This window comes from Paraburkholderia solitsugae, from assembly GCF_013177695.1.
Taxonomy (GTDB): Bacteria; Pseudomonadota; Gammaproteobacteria; order Burkholderiales; family Burkholderiaceae; genus Paraburkholderia; species Paraburkholderia solitsugae.
On sequence record NZ_WOEY01000105.1, the window covers coordinates 1 to 18471 of the forward strand.

Sequence of the window (18471 nt, forward strand, 5' to 3'; positions counted from 1 at the left end):
GACGCTTCACTTGAGCTGGAACTGCATCTGTTAGCTGGCAGCGCAGGCAAGAAATCATTCGCGAGCGTCTCTTATGGAGATTGGGCCGGACCGAGGCAACTTCCGGGCCAGTGGCTCAGATGGGTCGACCACGGCCCATCGTGACAGACAACTGCCAGGTCAAAACCGGTTCGAAGTCGATGGACACCGAGGCTTAGGCGCGATGCGCACCCAGCGTCGCAATACCGTGATATGGCAACGCGTCAGCCCTTCGTTAGAGGTCAGCGGCCGAAAGCGTTATCCGTTCGCCAGTGCCTGACAACGCTTTCTGCTCTACACCCTGCAAAAGCCGGCGCTTTCCAAGCTCGAAGGCGAGCATCAATTGCTTCGGGGTCTCGTTCGCTGCGCCGAGTTTTTCGCAAACCGCTTCAGGAGGAAGCGCAAAGGCGCAGTATCCCCAGCCGAAGCCGTAGGCCGAAAACCATAGTGTCGAGTCGGCGGAAAGAAGTGGTGCCGTGAGGTTGGTACGGAACTGGTCCATGGCTGTCACCTTCCTGACCGATAGGAGTGGATTATGATTCTCGCACAGCGAACTTACAGAAGTCCTTTCGTCTCGATGGCTTGCCTGCGGTCATCATTGGCGGAGTCCGGCCAGGTTCGGTCGTTCGACCTCGGCTCGAAGATCGTCGTCAATAGGTGGCGAGCTTGAGCGAGGCCAGGCGACATTCCCTATCCTTTGGGAGCTGGCAAAGCCCGAGACAACCTCTCCCACACGAGCGCAGCCTCGTTAGACCAAACCTATCGAGCAAGGAGCGGCAAAGTGGTTGATGAATACTGCTGGTGGTTCGTGTGCTTTGTTCCGTTGAAAGCGAACGCCCCCAAATTCTTCGGATTCGCTGAATTCCTTGCTGCATTAGCCCTCATGGTACTGGCTTGGACCATCGCCGAGTTTCGGTACCAGTTTCGAGTCAGAACCGCGCCACTGCCGCTTCGACACATCACTTTTGCTATGGTCGCAGCGGTGGGTCTACTGACATTATTGACGGACCTGTGGCGCGCCGAACAATGGCACGTTCCAGAAGGAGACCTTCTTACCCCCGAGATTTGGCAAGCTCTCCTGGGCGCAACCTTTTTCTGTACGTTCCTTGCGTGGGCATGGTTCGCCTTCATTCGTCCGCCCGTCTACGGAAAGAGAAACGCTGAACGCTACGTGCGCGAATTGTATCGGGTGATCCTCAAAGGCTCTTCATCCGAACTCGCTATAGTTGCGGACGAATTCGCACATTCTGTAAGGTCAGTGATTCGATATGCAACTGAACAACCGCAGTTCGCCGAGGGACAACAAGATCCCCGTCCCCGGGTAGCAGCGTACGCAGACGATCTGTTGCTATTGATAGCGGACAGGAAATTTTGCCGCGCGGTGATCGAATCGTCATCCGGCACGGCGCTCGCGATATTTCAGGAACTGGCTGAGACCGAGAAATACCGAGTGCAGATTGGTACATTTGCGAGAAACGTCGTTGGAGAAGCCTTCTTGAACAAGGATTCGTTTCTGTTCCACGAAACAGCAGGATATGAATCGGGTTTGATCGGTTACGTCAAACCGCTCAGTAAGGCGATGTTCGGAAACTACCGGATGGTAGAAACGATTGGAACATTGCTCGATGCGACGCCGTCAAATGGAAACGCTGCCCAATGGGAAGCCTATTGCCGACTAGTGCTGGTTACCTTTCGCGACTACGTCAATGGGGGGATGGGCGGACACTCCTTTGTTCTACATCGGGCGAAGGGCTATATACAAACAGCCGTATCCGACCTCTACAAGATCGACGGCATGCCAGAGAATGCTTGGGATGACGACATACATAACAGGCTCCACGCTGTGGTGAAATTTATCAGGGACGCAGTTGACATTCTTGACAAAAAGGGCGTGCCACCTTATGTCCGATTGCGGATAAGAAATAATGCGGGGCCACCACATGAGACGTTTTACGATCATCTCGCCAGCATGATCTTCGAGGTGGTTTTCAGGGCGTCCTGTGTCCGGTCTCCGCAGGACCTCTGCTGGGCGATTCAATACGGTGCCGTCTGGGGTGAGCTGTTCGAGTTCGGTTCGATGAACAGCGCGGCGGGCAAGGTTGTGAAGTTCAAGGCGCGCCGCTTGATATACGATGAAATCATCAGGATGGGGAAAATTCCGAACTTCAAACGTGCCGGGGTTCTGGGCTTTTGCCTGAACATCATGGGATTGGCATGCCAAAAAGACAAGAATTTTCGCGATACTATGGCGCTCCACAAAGCTGTCCTATCCTGGACGACGAAACACTTCGTCTGGTTATATGCCTATAACTCCCGAGTTGGCGAAGCATGTCTGATTAACGGCATCAGTTATGAAGCAGAGAATCGTCGACTGGTCAGAACGTACCCAGCGGAAGGGTTAAGACGTCAAGCCTCCACAATCTACTTGGACTTGGACCCTGCTCCTGAGGAATCCGTTGATTCGGCAGAGAACTGACGGAATATCGCTTGCCCTCTAACATGACCCCCGCGTTGGCCGTTGCGCAGAGCGTCAGCGCGGGTGTTTCGTCAGCATGCAGCACACCCTGCTGCAGGAAGTCCTGGCGCAGCGCATCGGCCCGCGCGGTCGAAGCCGCACACCGCGTACGCCGACGTAGGGCGGAGCATGGATTGGGGGATGGCCAGACCAGCGCGCGCACAGTTGGAGCGGCCAAATGAGCGGCCGCTTTCCGTAGTGTCGACTGGCCGAATGGGTCGATCTGCGACGGTCGGCATCTGTCTCTGTGCGGCCACAACCTGCCGTTCAGCGAGCGCAAAAACCTGCCGTTGGAACGGCCGCAGTACTCCGGAACCGGACGGACGAGCTACGCGCGTGATCCCGCCATTGCCGACATTCAGGTGTCGCCGTTCGTGAGGCGCCTTCAGTTCGCTTTTCTGCCATTCGTATCAGGTTCCCGACATTTTCTCAGTGCGCGCACCGGGACACACCAGTCCGGCGCGCCCATGGCATCAGAACGTATGCCGAATGCCGACCGTCACCGCAACCTGGTTAGCAGAGTTGGCAGTGCCGACAGCAGCAAGCTGTGCAAGCGGCAAACCAAACGTCGTTTCCCCTGTCACAGGATTCGTATAGCGACCGATGCCGTCGCCGCCGGCATGTTCGTAGTTGACAATCCCATACAGCGCTGTTCGCTTTGACAGGTTGTAGGTGAAGTCGACACTCGCGATCTGGAATTTCGGCCGCTGACTCGTCGTATTCACGTGGCCATATTCGTAGCTGTAAGCAGCCCCAAACACGAGCGCCTCGGACACATTGTATGTGCCGTTTAACTCTACCGTGTCGAATGTTATGTCGCTGCCCGTACTGCTATTCGCTTGAGCGAAATAGAGGCTGTTCGCCAGCCGGGAATGGGTATACAAGAGTCCGAGTGTCGCGCTCCCGAACGTGTACGAGCCGCCGACCCCGAGGTTCGCGAGCGAGTTGGCGTTTTGAATCTGATCATAGCGAGCGGGTCCGAGTGCTGACCAGCTGAGGTCGCCAATATACCCGCTGTCGTCGCCGTTCGCAGTGCCGCCCAGCGCAGACTGGAACGGGTGGTTGACGTAGAGATAGCCGGCTGCCAGCGTAACAGGTCCATTGCTGTAATCCACGCCGAAAGACCACGCACGGTTGGTGGCGATACTGCCCGCCACCCCGCCGAAGCTATAAAGGGCACCGAACTTGAAGCCATCCCAGGTTGGGCTCTCATACTTCAACGCGTTGGGGATATTCATCGCGAAGTTGAGGTTGTCGATGTCGCCGAAGTGCGCCCCCATGAGAGAGGCACCGTTGCAGCTCGACGCGAGTATGCCCAGATATGACGTGTAGGGGTCGAACTGCCGCCCAAACGTGATCGCACCGTATGACCCGTTACTGAGGCCTACATAGGCCTGGTGGTTGAACAGGGTATTGGGTTGAAGCAACGCTCCCGTCGCGCTGGTGTAGCTGTTCTCCAGAGTAAAAATCGCTTGCGTTCCGCCGCCCAGATCCTCAACGCCCTTCAGTCCGAAAATGGACGGAAAGTTATTTCCACCTGTCATCATCACGTTCTTGCTACCGCTTCTATGCCCATCCTGGTCCGACAAAACCTGACTGCTTAGATAGGTAGCGCCGACGTCCACCACACCATACAGCGTAACGGTACTTTGCGAAAAGGCCGCACCGGATGCGCCGGCAAGAGCCGCAAATACGATACTGTTTTTCAACATCTCCATGCCCCTCATTTATTTAGTAAAACTACGTTATATGCCTACTTTCGTCTTATTTACTGTTGCGATACTTCTATTATCGAGTTGCCACTTCGTTGAACGGGGCCGGTGTTTCTCCATGTCGAGGCGATGCTCCTCGAGCGCGGCATGTAACGATTCAAGTCGGCACGACAATGCTAACGGTTCGCTTCAATCCGCATTCCAATTCCAGACGAGATGGGCGTCCGAACCCCAAAGTCGCGACCCCCAATCGCGACCGGGGTTTCAGCACACGGAGAAATTTGGGCGTTGACTACGAAGTTCGCTCCGCAAAGAATCCGATATCCGACCCTTCCGGTAGGGCAAACGTCCCAGCGCCAGATAGTGCACCGGTAAATGCCCAAACGAATCCGTCAGTGGGGCTGACTACGACCTCCAGAACGTCACCATAAAGATTGGTGATTTCCGCGACCGTCTCGCCGCAGTCGACCAGCTCGCCGGGCTCAACCTTTGGCCAGAGCAGGCCCGCAGCCTGAGCGTTGATACAACCCCAGTACTTGTAGCGACCCGGGAGAGCCTTCGGTGACACCTGCTCTTCCTGGTTCCCTTCGATCATTCCAAGCATGCGCATCACATTCATCACACCCCTGCAGCCCCGGTCGGCATCCATGCAGGTGTGCGACATCATTAACTCGACCATCAGTGACGGAACACCATGGGCCATCGCCGTGGGAACGGGATAGTCGTCGGCCGCACCAACCCAGTGTGGGTGAGCGATAGGATCGCTCATGTCCACCGGCGTCACTCCAAAAGCATCGGCGAGCGCCACTGTCCTTTCACGGACCACCAGATCATTGGTAGAGCTCAGATACATCATCGACATCGGAGCAGACGGTTCATGATTGCCATGAAGGTCGATGTAGTAGTCTGCCATCTGATACAGAGGTCCGATGAACGCTCCCATACGTGCGGTCAAAGTGCCTTTCGGGTCTGTTTTCCAGTAAACGCCGGATGCCATATTTCGACCATCCTGCGGAGTAAAGTACGCCCCCTGATCGAAAGCCGCCGCGTTTGCGGCAGGCAACGCAATGACTGAGCCCTTCATCCTTGACGGATCAAGTCCCTGCATAAGGCGAATGATAGCCCCCGTACCCGCGATTTCATTTCCGTGGGTTGCGCCCGAAAGAACGAGTGTGGGGCCTTCCTCCACGCCATGCGCAAACAGGCATGGAATGCTGAATTTGGAACCGGAGGGGTTTCGAATGGTTCCAAGTTCTGTTCGGTGCTTTGTACCGGGTTCAGCCTTCACTTCTCCGATCTTTAGCGTCTTCATAAGTTGTCTCTTTCAGTTCAGGACTGGCGCCGAATCGCTGGCGTCGGCCGCTTCAATTTGTCTGGACCCAAAATCCTAGCCTTCCATCATGCACTCTGCGACGATCCGCTGTTCGCCGAGAGTCGATCCGCTGAGTTCAGCGCTTTTTTGGCCGTTTCGCATGACGACGACACGATCACAGAGGTTTGCCAGATCCGCGTATTCCGTACTGAACAGTACGATGGCGGCGCCTGCGTCAGCAGCATCTTTGATCATTCGAAAAATAGTTCGCCGTGAGCCTACGTCGACACCGTGCGTTGGTTCATGCAGCAGCAGTACATCAGGTTTCATCTGAAACCACTTGGCGAGTAATGCCTTTTGCTGATTACCGCCGCTTAGTGCCGAAAGCGGCAACTCTGGATCTGATGGCCGAACCTCAAATCTTCCAAGCAGTTCGTGCACATGATTTCGCTCGGCCTTTTCACGCAAGAATCCATTCTTAAAAAAGCGTTGAAGGACTGGCAGACTGACGTTTTCGCGAACGGAAGCAGCACCGACGCCAGAGGCGTTGCGGCGATCGGCGGGCAACAATGCCATTCCCGCACGAATGGATTTGGCGGGAGAAAGCTCGGCCTGCGAGAACGACTGACCGCACACGGCAATGGAACCGGAACTAGCCCTCCTGGCGCCGAACAGGAGATACGGGATTTCCTCCTGTCCTGCACCGATCAAGCCGGTGATGCCCACAACTTCGCCCCGGCGAACGGCAAAGTCCATATTCTGAACCCGCTTCCCACAAAGGTTGTCGACGTCCAGAACTATTTCTCCGGCGTTTGTTTCCCTTTCTGGATAGAGCGCATCAAGATCAAAACCCAGTATGGCTCTGATAAGCTCCCGCTCAGTACATGACCCTGTGCTGGCGACATGCGCGATGACACCATCACGAATGACCGACACCCTATCAGTGACCGCAAAAACCTCATCAAAGCGATGTGTCACCAGCAGTACTGCGTGCCCCTGGCTCGCCACTCGTCGGATCGCGGCAAAAACCCGGTCCACTCCGTCACGAGGAAGATGCGCGGTTGGTTCATCGAGAATGAGGACGCCGGGACGATCCGGAGGCAGACCTTGCAATCCTCGAAGTATGGCAAGCATGGCGCGATCGGCTTCCGGCAACTCACTCGCTGCCTGCTCCGGCGTTGCATGAATGCCAAACTCGCCCAATGCACGCGCCACGTCATTGCGAACTCGGCGCCAATCAATTCGCCACGCAAGCCCGGTCTCGAAGCGTCCAATCATCAGATTTTCCAGCACACTCGCGGAACTGATGATGGGAAGATCCTGATGGACCGCAGCAATCCCCGCCGTTGCTGCAAAATCGGCGTCAGGTGGCAAATTGATCGGCTCGCCCCGCAGCACCATCCGGGCACGCCGATCCGTGTCGTCAGGCTGATATACGCCTGACAGGATCTTGATGAGGGTCGATTTTCCGGAGCCGTTTTGCCCGAGGAGCGCATGTACTTGCCCGCCCGACAGGGTGAGGTTCACGCCATCGAGAACCTTGCGCGGACCAAATGATTTCGAGATGTTCTGCAGAGAAATCACAGCGTCGGCCACCGCCTTATCATTTGCCGAATTCATGACTTCAAGCCCCACAGCTTGAGGTAATAGCTTTGAAAGTCGAACCCGTACCAAGTGGCGGCCGGCTTGGTCAGATTCACCGTTCCAATATTGTCGATGGTGAACAACCGTTGGGGCTCAACATTGTCGATAGCGGGTTGACCGATGAGCAGGCGCGCGACCTGATCGACCGTTGCCCATCCCATCCGCTCGTTGGACGCGCCGAGATTGGCGACTTCCGTGTCGGTCTTCAGGGCGATAGCCTGCATATCCGGCAACGACGCATTGCTGCTTACAATCTTGATCCTGTCACCTGCGCCGACCGCAATGATTGCGGGCTTAATCGACGGCACCATGGAGTCAACCGAGGCCACGACATAGCTCATCTTCGGATTCACGGTAACCAAGGTGCGCACGAGCGACGGCAACGTCGTTTGCCATTGCGGCAGCGGCGAATCCTTCTGTATAACCTGGCATTCGGGGCACAGACGTTTAAGTTCCTTCGTAAATTCCTTTGCAAAGACGCTGTCTGACTCGAACGTTGAGCAGCTGATCAGCGCCACTTGGGCATCCGGCCGACCATTTGCGGCAATATAGGCAGCGGTGATCTTGCCGGTGTCGACGATCGAAATATTCACATTTGCCGAAAGCCCCGCATCCGCGATATTTTTGGGGATCGGCCCCGCCGGAATTGCAGCCGTACTGACAACTGGGATGCCGGCTTTCTTGGCATCCGTAATCGCCGCTTGAACGGTGTACGGATCAATGCCCTGCAATACGATTGCCGATGCATGCCGACTGATGGCGCGATCGATCGACGCTGATGCCTGAGACGAGTCGGGAGCGTCAGCCGTGATGATCCTCATCCCGAGTTTGTTTGACGCATCCTCCACACCCTTCAGAACTTCCTGGCTGAATTCAAAGCTCAGACCCGCCGAAATATAAAATATCGACCTTCCAGCAAGCTTTTGGCCGACGTAGATCGCACGTGCGTCAGCGCCATTCGACAATGGCGCGCTAGCCTCCTTGACAATTTGCTTTGCCTGCTCGGTCATCGACATACTCCCAGCCAGTACCGGGGCGGCCAAGGACATGATCGCCAACGCAGACGAAACCTTGAAAAGCTCTTTTGCTTCCCGAAAAAAATTCGTCATGCTGAATTCTTGGCTCATTGCTTTCTCTTCCAATTTCATCGTTCTCTCCTCCAGTTTGTAATCAGGCGTGACAACGTCGTGCCATTTCAGCGCTTCTTAAGACGATTGGCTGCCAATCGCGACAAGGTGACGGCCAATACCAAAGCTCCTCCGTAGAAGACCTGCTCGATCCACCCTGATAGGCCAAGGATTTGTAAACCGACGATTCCCGTTATAAGGAAATAGACCGCGATAAAAGCACCCCACGGGTTAAACCGTCCGGGCGTAATCGCAGTCGCGCCCAAAAACGCTGCCGCGAACGGGGGAAGCAAATACCCATTTGCAGCGTTGGGGTCGGCCGAACCCAAGACCCCCGCAAGGATGACGGCGGCTACAGCACCGATCAGGCTAGATACGACGAGCGAGCCTGCACGCAGACGATCAACATTAATCCCCGACAAGCGCGCCACCTCACGATTGGCGCCTGCGAAGAGCATATTTCGGCCTAACGGGGTAAATCGCTGGATGTACCACCAGACGAGCGTTAACAAGAGACCATAAAAAAAAGCCATCTGAACGCCAAAAACCCTGGTTCTGGCGAAATCGGTGAGTAGCGGCGATATACCGATGATGCTTAGCCCACTGATGCCATAGGAGACCCCTGTGAGGAGGGTTCCCATACCCAGCGTCACGACAAGAGAGTCGACACCAATTCGGACGGCAATGAAAGCGTTGATAACGCCAACCGTCAACCCAAGCAGAACTACCAGCGGTATGACCCAACCGATCGGCCAGCCATACTGAACGTTCAGCACCCCGATCAGCATGAGGCAGCAGGACATCAGCCCCGTCATGGACAAATCAAATTCACCGACGATAAGCGGCACGATCATGCCCATCGTCATCACGACCAGAATGGCTTGCGATCCAAATATATTGGCAAAATTCGCCTTGCTCAAAAAGATTTCCGGGCTTGCGATCGAGAAAGCCAATATCAGAAAAGCCCACGCTATCAGCAATCCATAACGGCTCGCGACTTCGCCGGGGTCGAAACGCCTCAGAGAAATGTTTTTTGGTTGTTTGCGTACCGCGTTACCTTGATTCAAGTCCACCTCACCTTGGATTGCCATCAGAAAATCTCCTCCCTATCAGCCGAAACTCTTCTTTCTTCCGATGAATGCATCGGGTCGCGCCCAACAGCGGGCGGCGGTAAGCTCATGCTAGCCAGCGCTGGGACGGGGCAATTTCCAGTTTTTCATGCGTATAACTAGCAGTTATGAGCCACGCATACGATGAAACTCACACGACTGCGTACGCAACGTATCAACAACCGGGGCCGAAATTACCTGTCGCCCACTGTTACGCCGCACAGCGCGCATAAGCGAGAGCCACGAGGAAACGCACGCCAAGCGGCAGCACGTCGTCGTTGAAATCGAACTCGGGATGATGGCAATACACGCCTCCCTGCCCCAAGAGCGCATATGCGCCGGGTCGCCGCAATAGGAACTCCGAAAAGTCTTCTGAGCTATTGATCGGCGCGAACTCGCGCAGCACGTTTTCCGCGCCGAAGATGTCCACGGCAACTTGTGCCGCGGCTTCGGCCTGCTCGCGATGATTGATAGTCGCCGGCGAACTGTTGCGGAACGCCACGGAGATCGAACACTCGCTGGTCATGGCGATGCCCTCGCAGATCGCACCGATGCGGGACTTGGCTAGCGTGCGAACACCTTCGTCAAAGGTGCGCAGCGTGCCCGTCAACTCCACATGAGCGGGAATCACGTTCGACGCGCTGCCTGCGTGCACGCTGCCAATACTCAACACCGCTGTCGCGCTGGGTGCGATCGTGCGGCTCACGACAGTCTGTAACGCGCAAATGAGTTGCCCGGCAGCCATCACGGGATCTTTGGTCTCCTCCGGCGCCGAACCATGTCCGCCCACACCGTCGATTAGGATTTCAACTTCATCGCACGAGGACAGCATCGCGCCGTCCAGCACACCGAACGTTCCGGGCGGAAAATGCGGCATATTGTGCAGCGCGTAGATTTCGTCGTAGGCGTAGCGCTCTTCGAGTCCGTCAGCCAACATCGCATTCGCGCCACCACCCGTTTCCTCAGCGGGCTGAAACACGAGCACGACTGTTCCAGCAAAATCGCGCTTGCGGCTGAAATGACGCGCGACGCCGAGTAGCATCGCCGTGTGTCCGTCATGACCGCAACCATGGAACACGCCTTGACGTTGCGAACGGTGCAGCGGACGGCCTTCCTCTTCCATCGGCAGCGCATCCATGTCGGCGCGCAGCGCGATCGTTCGCCCCTTCCCGCGGAGCCCGTGCGCGACCCCGACGACGCCCGTGCCACCAATACCGGTGTACGTCTCGATGTCCCAAGCGCGCAGCTTTGCTGCAACAAGCTCGCTTGTGCGGTGTTCGTCGAATGCCACCTCGGGGTGAGCATGTATGTCTCGTCGCAATGCGACCAGTTCGTCGATATCAATATCGACTGCGTTCATTGTCACTGTTTGCCTCCTTGTATACTTCGGCCTTTCGGCTGTACCGGAGTTCGCATACTAGGGGCGCGTTGGCAGCGGACAATTTCCAATTTTTCACGTATATAACCAATGGTTATGGAACGAGCAACCCTGAAGACGATGCAGCTGCAAATGCTCGTGGCGATTGCCGAACACGGCACGCTGATAGCCGCAGCCGAAGTACTGAACGTATCCCAGCCGGCAGTGACCAAGTGCATCAAGGAGCTGGAAGCACGTCTTGGTGTGCAGTTGCTAGAGCGCAGCGGTGCCGGCGTGCATCTCACGCGATACGGCGAAACGCTCCTGCGGCGAGCTCGTGCAGTGATAGCTGAGATTGTCAGTGCGGAACGCGAACTCGATGAGATGAAATCGGGAACAGAGCGCACCCTTTCGATTGGAGTCTCGCTGCTGGCCTCGGCGATTGCGATGCCCGATGCGTTGCGCGCCTTCCGAGAGCGACTGCCGGACGTCAGGCTGAACGTGTATGAATGCCTCCCCACACAGACCACTGACGGATTGCGCGATGGTTCTTTTGATTTGTGCGTGGCATTTGTCGCCGATGGCGATGTGACCGCTGAACACCGGGTGGTACCGATCAGCGAATCAGTACAGGTTCTGGCCGTGCGACGCGACGATCAACTGGCGCGCGAAACACAACTTGCACGTTTAACCTGCGCGCGCTGGCTGTACAATCACACTCGCGACAGTCTTCCCGCCTTCTGGCGCGAGCTGTGCGGCGACAGGGTTCTCTCCCTGCCGTCTCACGTGAACGTTTGTACGTCGCAACGACTCTATGCGCAGCTCGCCCGGGAACCTGGGACCATCAGTGTGTGGCCTGAACGCCTGCTGCAGGAACAGATCAGGCTCGGATTGATGCAACCGCTGGAAACCGATGCCTGTCCTTCACGCCTTACCCTGGGCCTCATCTATCGCAGGGATATGGTATTGAGTGCGAGTTTCGAGTATTTCATCGAGTGTATCCAACGCACACACTCCGGCAACGTGTAGCGCTACTGGCGAACCTGAAGCTCTCCGAGAACCATCAGGGATTCGCGCTCCAGTTCGCAACGGCGAAGCTTCCAACGCCCATCGCAGGATATGGACGGTCATTACCACCTGCCCCAAACCTCAAGGCCAGATTGGGCACGCTGCCTCAAGTGCGGCGTGCAAGTCGGCTAGAAAGCCACTGTACACGCGACGGCCCCGTTGGGCTTGCACCTAACCGAGCGTCCGATACCGGTCGAAAGTTCGCGCCTACTGGCAGAAAGACCTGGCGTGTTCAGAAAGCAACCCACAGCCGCTTCGGTAACGCCGATACCTGAATGTCAGCATGACCGACAAGCGCTAGGCCGCTACATCATCAGTGATCGCTTTAGCCTGACAGGCAGACATGGATCGAGTGCAGCGCCAGACGCCCGAGAGGGTGCGAGAGTGCGCATCCGCTTGCAGTGAGCGCGCCATTCGGAGTGCGGATATCCGAATGGCAGAAAAGCGACCTGTAGCTGCCTCGCGAACGGCGACACCTGACTGTCGGCAATGGCCGATGACTTGTCCTCGATCGACAGTACGAAATGACCGGTCGGCTCCGACATCGGCCCTTGGACCTACAGCGGCTCGACCGACAGCAACGGGTCGATTACGGCCGGTCGCGACCTCGCGGCCGGCTCACCCGACCTGAAGTTTCGGCTTACCATGGTTGGCACTGGTGCAGGCTCTGGTAACTTCGACGGGACCCGCACGGACGCCCGTCGACTCCGCGGCGCGGATCGCGCGGCGTGACGATCGAGCGCGAAACAAGGAGGGTCCACGATGCGCGCACGAAGTGTGAGCTTTGGGCGGCGCGATTTTCTTCGCAGGTCGGGTGCGGTGCCGTCCACGTTGCTGCTGTTGGCGCTCGGAAAAACCGACGAAGGCCGGGCCGACGCAGTTTCACCGACGCCCGCCTGCGACGACGGTCACGGACCGACGCCGCGGCAGACGGCAGGCCCGTTCTTCCTGCCGCACTCGCCGCAACGCGCATCGCTGCTCGAACCGGGGATCAATGGAACGAAGATCGTCCTGACCGGGCAGGTGCTGTCGACACGATGCAGGGCGGTGTCCGGGGCTTTGCTCGATTTCTGGCACGCTAATGACGCCGGGGAATACGACGTCGAGGGGTTCCGGCTGCGCGGTCACCAATTCGCCGACAGCGAGGGACGCTACCGCCTCGAGACCATCGTGCCGGGTCTGTATCCGGGACGCACACGACATTTCCATTTGACGGTGCAAGCGCCGAACGGGCCTACCCTCACGACCCAACTTTACTTTCCGGGCGAGCCGCGCAACGCTCGCGATTTCCTGTTTGATCGCCGGCTGCTGATGACGATCGACGACCACGGCGGGCGCAAGGCGGCCCGGTTCGATTTCGTGCTCGCGTTCGCGTAGCGCAAGTCACGGATTTCGATGGCGCCCGGGATCTCATTCCGGTCAGCCGAAGACGCCCGCGTCGAGATCTCTCGTGAAATGCTGTAGCCAATCGCTTTCGTCGCATAACGGGTATTCCTTCGTAACCTGCGTCGATAGCCTGGTTATGCAGACATAGCCCTGTAGACCGCAGTTCTCGTCACTCTTAGGGTCTGTCGTGTCGGTTTCCCGAAGATAGAAATCTCCTTCTACCAAACCGTCGCGCTGCAAGGTCGCGAGAAAATCTTTGTGTTCATCTGGTTCGATCAGGCGCATGTTCGTCCCCCGATGTGTTCAACGGAGATATCGTCAACCGATGCCAGTATGCTCTCGGCCGCCGCTTTCGGCTCGAGCCGGGCCGACTCGGTATCATCAAACGCGCCATCGTTGTATAGACTTGAGCCAGGTGGGGGCGCTCCCCAGCGTTGTGAAGGAGCCAGGTCATGCTGACGCAGCGAACGAAGGACATCGTCAAGGCCACCGCGCCCGTTCTGGCCGAATATGGCTACGCCATCATCCAGCGCTTCTATCAGCGCCTGTTCGAGACCCATCCTGAACTGAAGAATGTGTTCAACATGGCGCATCAGGAACAGGGGCAGCAACAGCAGGCGCTGGCGCGTGCCGTCTATGCCTACGCGGAGAATATCGAGGACCCCGCAAGCCTGACGGCAGTACTGAAAAACATCGCCAACAAGCATGCGAGCCTCGGCGTGCTGCCGGAGCACTATCCGATCGTCGGCGAGCACCTGCTTGGCGCCATCAAGGACGTGCTCGGGACCGCGGCGACCGAGGATATTGTTTCCGCTTGGGCACAGGCCTACAGCAACCTGGCAGACATGCTGATGGGCATGGAAAGTGAGTTGTACGAAGGCTCCGCGGAGAGACTGGGCGGCTGGGCCGGCTGGCGCACCTTCGTCGTTCGCGAGAAGCGGCCGGAAAGCAGCGTCATCACATCCTTCGTTTTTGAACCGGCCGATGGCGGACCCGTCGCCAACTTCGAACCCGGGCAATACACCAGTATCGCCGTGAACGTGCCGGCTCTGGGTTTGCGGCAGATTCGGCAGTACAGCCTCTCGGATACGCCAAACGGACGCAGCTACCGCATCTCGGTCAAACGCGAGAGCGGCGGTACGCACCCGCCAGGCTATGTCTCCTGCCTGTTGCATGATCACGTCAATGTCGGAGACGAGGTCAGGCTGGCCGCGCCATATGGCAGTTTCCATATCGATGTGAGCGCCAGGACGCCTATCGTGCTGATCAGCGGAGGCGTGGGGCTGACGCCGATGATCAGCATGCTCAAGAAGGCCATACAGGATCCGCAGCGGCAGGTGGTATTTGTCCACGGTGCTCGCAACGGCGCGGTGCATGCCATGCGTGACCGGCTGCGTGAGACAGCCGCGGCGCATGCCAATTTTCATCTGGTGGTGTTTTATGACGAGCCACGGCCCCACGATACTCAGGGCCGTGACTACGATCACGCAGGCTTCGTCGACGTCAATCTGATCAAGAGTTCGATCCTGTTGCCGGACGCCGATTACTACATCTGCGGACCGATCCCCTTTATGCGCATGCAACATGACGCGCTAAAGGAGCTCAGCATCCATGACGCCCGCATTCACTACGAAGTGTTTGGTCCGGACCTGTTCGCCGAATAAGGGGTTGTCGTACTTTCCGTGCAAAATCTGGCGCTTTGATCCTGAAAATCCATATTGATCAAGTACTTGCTGAATTGCTGATTGCGCGAAAGCTACCGAGCGGCCGAGCCTTGCTGCGAGCGGCTCTGCGCGCTGCTACCGCCATATTTTGCACGGAAAGTGCGACAACCCCATTCCCAGCCCCCATTTCATCGGTCATAGAAACATGCACCCGGCTGCTGCGGCGGAGGATTGCGTCCTCCTGCAGCGGGCTGGCGCCGGCGGCCAGCGCAGTCTCATCGACGTCGCCGGTAATCGTGATGTACGCGCCGAATTTTCGGCCCCGTGTACGGTAGAAGTTCAACACCGCGCGCTCATCGGCGCTTAGCGTGGCGAAGATCCGCTCGTCAAGTGCCCGAACGGTATCGACGTCCGGCACTTTGTCGCCGACGTGGCTGTACACCGGCACCGCTACGACAGGCCCCACGGCGTTGGTCAGCGCACGGCACAGCGCAGCGCGCATGTCGTCACCCTCGGCGCGCTCCGTGGGCACCCCTTCGGCGTTCAGTCGACGCACCAACTGCGCGGCAAGCTCGGGGTCCGCCTGTGGGTTCCACGGCCTGAGCGTTCTCTCGCTGTCGGTCTCAGTCGCGGTCTCGTTGTCTTGGACCAGCACGTACGCCGGATGCAGGCCTGCGTAAAGCTGAACGACGACGAGGCTGAAGTCGCCGCTCCATTTAGCGAGCGTGAGGTCAAGCAGAGGTCCGGCCAGCATGGCCGTCTTCACCGGTATCCAGTCTTCGACGATGTCGCCCATCTCAAGCAAATGGAGGGGGATGTCGCGCAACTACCTTGGTCATTCGGTCTCCGATTCGGGGAGAGTGGCGTTGGAGGAAACGATAATTTGCAACTAACCGTCAGCGATCTCACCTACCCTACGTGACACGCTCCTGCGAACGCACACGCAGCAGGCATTCAATGATCCACGCGGCCGAGGCGAACAAGGCGCGAATCGATCGCACCCTTCGTGCGGCCGTGTTTCGCAGCAAGATCCTTCGCCGACACGCCCGCGTCGAAGGCCTTCAACAGGTTCGCATCCTCCTCATCCGACCAGGAGCGGCCGGCGTTCTGCGGTCGTTCGCGGGCAGCTCGCCCGGCAGGCGCGGGCTCACCGCCGAGCTTGTCGAGTTCCTTGACAGCAAAAAACAGGGCCCGGATCACCTGCGGGTTATTGAACGGGCTTTGTCCGGCGAGGATTTCACCCGTCTCGGGATCGATGCCGCGCGCCAGCTGCTCAAGGGTCGTTTTCGCTTCAACGGGATTCATACCACTACTCCGCCTGTCATGGTCCTGTTCGTACGTCGACCGCACGAGCGCGATCGCCGCTGGTTTCACTTAAAGAGCCGCCGGTCCAGCTCGAAGCGCTGCTTATGCAACACCACTACGTGCTTCATGCCCGGATGCGCTGGATTCAGGATCAGGTTGTCGTCACTCGGACATACAACAGACGGAACCCGCATTGCAAGCCGTTTGCCGGCTTCGAGCCACTGCCTCGCCAGATCCACAGTCGACGCGGGATCGTGATCGAGCACGTTCCAGTCGTCCGGCAGATCCGGCACGTAAGCGCTCGACACCACCCTGTCCGGCACTTCCAGCGTGACCAGATAGAAGTTGGCCACCGGAAGCAGACCTGACGCATGAACGCGTGCCTCGAGGACCGCTGTCGAAGCGTGGCAGCACGTATAGAGCACCGGCACCCCCCGCGGATTCCAGCGGCCGCCAGCCAGGGCAGCACCGTTGCCGCTCAGATCATCGGCCCGGTACTTGCCGGGCTTCTCCTTGGCGAGGCGAAACACCTTCATACGGTCACGCCGTGTTCGAGACGTATGAGAAGGTCACGCACACGGTCAAATCCCGTCTGCGTATCCAGCGTGTCCAATGGTCGTTCACCACCCAGTTCAACGTTCGGGCGCAGCAGCCATTCAGCCGCCAGCCTGCCGTCTTCGAGAACGTCCTTGGCCTGGGCGTAAATCAGCATCGTGCGCGCTGCACGGTCCGATTCGCTCGCGCTGAGCCGCTCCCCCTGAGAAATCTTGCGGTTGATGGTGCTGCTGGGAAGGCGCAGACTAGCGAGCAAGGTTTGCACCGGGATATCCAGCAACTCGGTGGCGATCCGGCTGACGATGACCGCCTCCATGCCGTCTCGAATCAGGCGTGACTGTTCGATCGGGGCGAGGCCGAGGAAAAACGTGAGATCGTCTTCCCGAGCGCCGAGCCCGTTGGTGCCTATGTGCGCGAGCCTAGCGGCCGTTGCAGACTTTGCCGCTGAAGCGCTGGACTTTGTCCGCCGCGAATGCTGCCGTCCTGCCACTGCTTCTGCTGTCATGATTTTCTCCCAAATGGGCAGCGATTGATTCCCAACTGGTACAGTTTATTAGATTCCCAAATGAGAAGCAAGCTATGCTCATTTGGGCAACTTCATAAGCCCGCAGGGCTATGCCGGTTCGCGCACCATTCCCGGGGAGACCCCATGACTGAACTGACGATAGAGACGTTTTCGGCCCAGCTGTCGATGATGCTTCGGGACTTATCCCGCGGGATGGTGGCCGAACTGACCGACTTTGCCGTGGCTTACTGGAATGGCCACGAGGTCGTATTTGCGTTTCTGCGCGACGACGACAGTGGAAAAATCGAAGAAGAATTTGATCTCACAGCGTACGCGTGGGAGGAATGGCGGCCGCAGCTAACGCGATGGATCTCGGCACCACGGTTCGGCCCGCGCACCGAGGTGCTGGATTGGCTAAATCATTGAGTGCCCGCTGGCTTGCTGGCTGAAGGCGCAGGAGTTACCCACTCGACAATCGTCTTACCGAGCTTCGTGCTTGCCACGGTCATGCCGGCTCCAAAGGCAGCTACATACGACACGACTAACGCCAGATACCAGGTAACCGGCACATTGGCCAGCAGCCAGCTGATCGTTACCTTTTCAGGAGCCGTCAGCGGTTCAGACTTGGCTGCTACTGCAGGCACCGCCTGCGCACCGTTGGTCGCCGCGGCCGGCTTCGCCTTCGGATCGCCATATTTCTCGAAGCGGCTCATCACCAGCTCGAATTCGCCCAACGTATCGTTCAGATCGAGGTCAAACTTTGCCTGCTGCTCGCGCGCAGTTATGGACCCGTAGGCCATGACCTGAAAGCTCCGACCTTCGAGACCGCACGCGATGTCGTACCTGAGCCGATTTATGCGGTGGATGAGTTCTTCCGTTTCGTGCCGCCAACGTCGAAAGCTCTCGCTATCCCTGTTGCGTTCATCGGCGCGAAAATTCCTCGCGCGTGCGACGAGTTCGTGCAGTTCTTCAATGAAGGCGGTGTAGTCGAATGACTCGAAAGCCCGCGACCATGTCCGACGTACACAGTGGATTGTTCTCGAGCGTTCCAAGGTACGAGCCTTCTTCTAGCCCCTCGGTAGTCACCCACATCCGCTCAACGTGAACCTCCTGATTTCCATCCTCGGCCACGGTCCTGATCCTAAAAATCAGTTTCACTGTATCACCCGGGCGAAGCGATTCACGTCGCTCCCG

18 protein-coding genes are annotated in these 18471 nt (G+C 57.8%); 5 read left to right on the forward strand and 13 right to left on the reverse strand.

What is annotated here, in order from left to right; genetic code table 11:
* Positions 1 to 253: 253 nt before the first annotated feature.
* On the reverse strand, positions 254 to 520 hold the full coding sequence (locus GNZ12_RS26690) for a hypothetical protein (RefSeq protein ID WP_172315194.1): 267 nt from the start codon (positions 518 to 520) through the stop codon (positions 254 to 256).
* A gap of 279 nt (positions 521 to 799) precedes the next feature.
* On the opposite strand from GNZ12_RS26690, the gene GNZ12_RS26695 reads away from it, so the two are divergent.
* Complete coding sequence (locus tag GNZ12_RS26695) at positions 800 to 2494, forward strand: hypothetical protein (RefSeq protein ID WP_172315195.1); 1695 nt, start codon at positions 800 to 802, stop codon at positions 2492 to 2494.
* Between the two features lie 512 nt (positions 2495 to 3006).
* On the opposite strand, the gene GNZ12_RS26700 is transcribed toward GNZ12_RS26695, so the two are convergent.
* The 6 genes from GNZ12_RS26700 to GNZ12_RS26725 form a co-directional block, all read right to left on the reverse strand.
* Positions 3007 to 4251, reverse strand: a complete 1245-nt coding sequence (locus GNZ12_RS26700) for a porin (protein WP_235993900.1) — start codon at positions 4249 to 4251, stop codon at positions 3007 to 3009.
* A 286-nt stretch (positions 4252 to 4537) separates the two neighbouring features.
* Positions 4538 to 5557 carry a succinylglutamate desuccinylase/aspartoacylase family protein gene (locus tag GNZ12_RS26705; RefSeq protein ID WP_172315197.1) on the reverse strand — a complete coding sequence of 340 codons (1020 nt, stop codon included), beginning with the start codon at positions 5555 to 5557 and terminating at the stop codon, positions 4538 to 4540.
* A gap of 75 nt (positions 5558 to 5632) precedes the next feature.
* A complete protein-coding gene (locus tag GNZ12_RS26710; RefSeq protein WP_172315198.1) occupies positions 5633 to 7177 on the reverse strand; it encodes a sugar ABC transporter ATP-binding protein in 1545 nt (514 codons plus the stop codon).
* Positions 7174 to 8349 (reverse strand): sugar ABC transporter substrate-binding protein, encoded by a 1176-nt coding sequence (locus GNZ12_RS26715; RefSeq protein ID WP_172315199.1) that lies wholly within the window; start codon positions 8347 to 8349, stop codon positions 7174 to 7176. Before GNZ12_RS26715 ends, GNZ12_RS26710 begins: the two co-directional genes overlap by 4 nt.
* A gap of 47 nt (positions 8350 to 8396) precedes the next feature.
* Positions 8397 to 9419, reverse strand: a complete 1023-nt coding sequence (locus GNZ12_RS26720) for an ABC transporter permease (protein WP_172315200.1) — start codon at positions 9417 to 9419, stop codon at positions 8397 to 8399.
* Positions 9420 to 9648: 229 nt separating this feature from the next.
* A complete protein-coding gene (locus GNZ12_RS26725; RefSeq protein WP_172315251.1) occupies positions 9649 to 10797 on the reverse strand; it encodes an amidohydrolase in 1149 nt (382 codons plus the stop codon).
* 114 nt (positions 10798 to 10911) lie between these two features.
* Between GNZ12_RS26725 and GNZ12_RS26730 the strand changes: the two genes are divergently transcribed.
* Positions 10912 to 11823, forward strand: coding sequence for a LysR family transcriptional regulator (locus GNZ12_RS26730; protein WP_216673374.1), 912 nt, complete (start codon positions 10912 to 10914; stop codon positions 11821 to 11823).
* 801 nt (positions 11824 to 12624) lie between these two features.
* The gene (locus tag GNZ12_RS26735) at positions 12625 to 13239 is read left to right on the forward strand and encodes a dioxygenase family protein (RefSeq protein ID WP_172315202.1); all 615 of its coding nucleotides are present in this window, start codon (positions 12625 to 12627) and stop codon (positions 13237 to 13239) included.
* 42 nt (positions 13240 to 13281) lie between these two features.
* Here GNZ12_RS26735 and GNZ12_RS26740 read toward each other — a convergent pair whose 3' ends face one another.
* The gene (locus GNZ12_RS26740; protein WP_172315203.1) at positions 13282 to 13533 is read right to left on the reverse strand and encodes a transcriptional regulator; all 252 of its coding nucleotides are present in this window, start codon (positions 13531 to 13533) and stop codon (positions 13282 to 13284) included.
* Positions 13534 to 13700: 167 nt separating this feature from the next.
* On the opposite strand from GNZ12_RS26740, the gene hmpA reads away from it, so the two are divergent.
* Positions 13701 to 14912 carry an NO-inducible flavohemoprotein gene (hmpA, locus tag GNZ12_RS26745; RefSeq protein WP_172315204.1) on the forward strand — a complete coding sequence of 404 codons (1212 nt, stop codon included), beginning with the start codon at positions 13701 to 13703 and terminating at the stop codon, positions 14910 to 14912.
* A 58-nt stretch (positions 14913 to 14970) separates the two neighbouring features.
* On the opposite strand, the gene GNZ12_RS26750 is transcribed toward hmpA, so the two are convergent.
* From GNZ12_RS26750 to parS, 4 genes are all read right to left on the reverse strand, one after another.
* The gene (locus tag GNZ12_RS26750) at positions 14971 to 15708 is read right to left on the reverse strand and encodes a hypothetical protein (protein ID WP_172315205.1); all 738 of its coding nucleotides are present in this window, start codon (positions 15706 to 15708) and stop codon (positions 14971 to 14973) included.
* A 158-nt stretch (positions 15709 to 15866) separates the two neighbouring features.
* Positions 15867 to 16286: a hypothetical protein gene (locus GNZ12_RS26755; protein ID WP_328806075.1), complete on the reverse strand. Its 420-nt coding sequence runs from the start codon at positions 16284 to 16286 to the stop codon at positions 15867 to 15869.
* On the reverse strand, positions 16283 to 16753 hold the full coding sequence (locus GNZ12_RS26760) for an RES family NAD+ phosphorylase (protein ID WP_172315206.1): 471 nt from the start codon (positions 16751 to 16753) through the stop codon (positions 16283 to 16285). The genes GNZ12_RS26755 and GNZ12_RS26760 overlap by 4 nt, the downstream gene beginning before the upstream one ends.
* A complete protein-coding gene (gene parS, locus GNZ12_RS26765; RefSeq protein WP_172315207.1) occupies positions 16750 to 17277 on the reverse strand; it encodes a type II RES/Xre toxin-antitoxin system antitoxin in 528 nt (175 codons plus the stop codon). The genes GNZ12_RS26760 and parS overlap by 4 nt, the downstream gene beginning before the upstream one ends.
* A gap of 144 nt (positions 17278 to 17421) precedes the next feature.
* Between parS and GNZ12_RS26770 the strand changes: the two genes are divergently transcribed.
* On the forward strand, positions 17422 to 17703 hold the full coding sequence (locus GNZ12_RS26770; RefSeq protein WP_172315208.1) for a hypothetical protein: 282 nt from the start codon (positions 17422 to 17424) through the stop codon (positions 17701 to 17703).
* Here GNZ12_RS26770 and GNZ12_RS26775 read toward each other — a convergent pair.
* Positions 17697 to 18329 carry a hypothetical protein gene (locus GNZ12_RS26775; protein WP_172315209.1) on the reverse strand — a complete coding sequence of 211 codons (633 nt, stop codon included), beginning with the start codon at positions 18327 to 18329 and terminating at the stop codon, positions 17697 to 17699. The two genes, GNZ12_RS26770 and GNZ12_RS26775, sit on opposite strands and share 7 nt — an antisense overlap.
* Between the last annotated feature and the right edge of the window lie 142 nt (positions 18330 to 18471).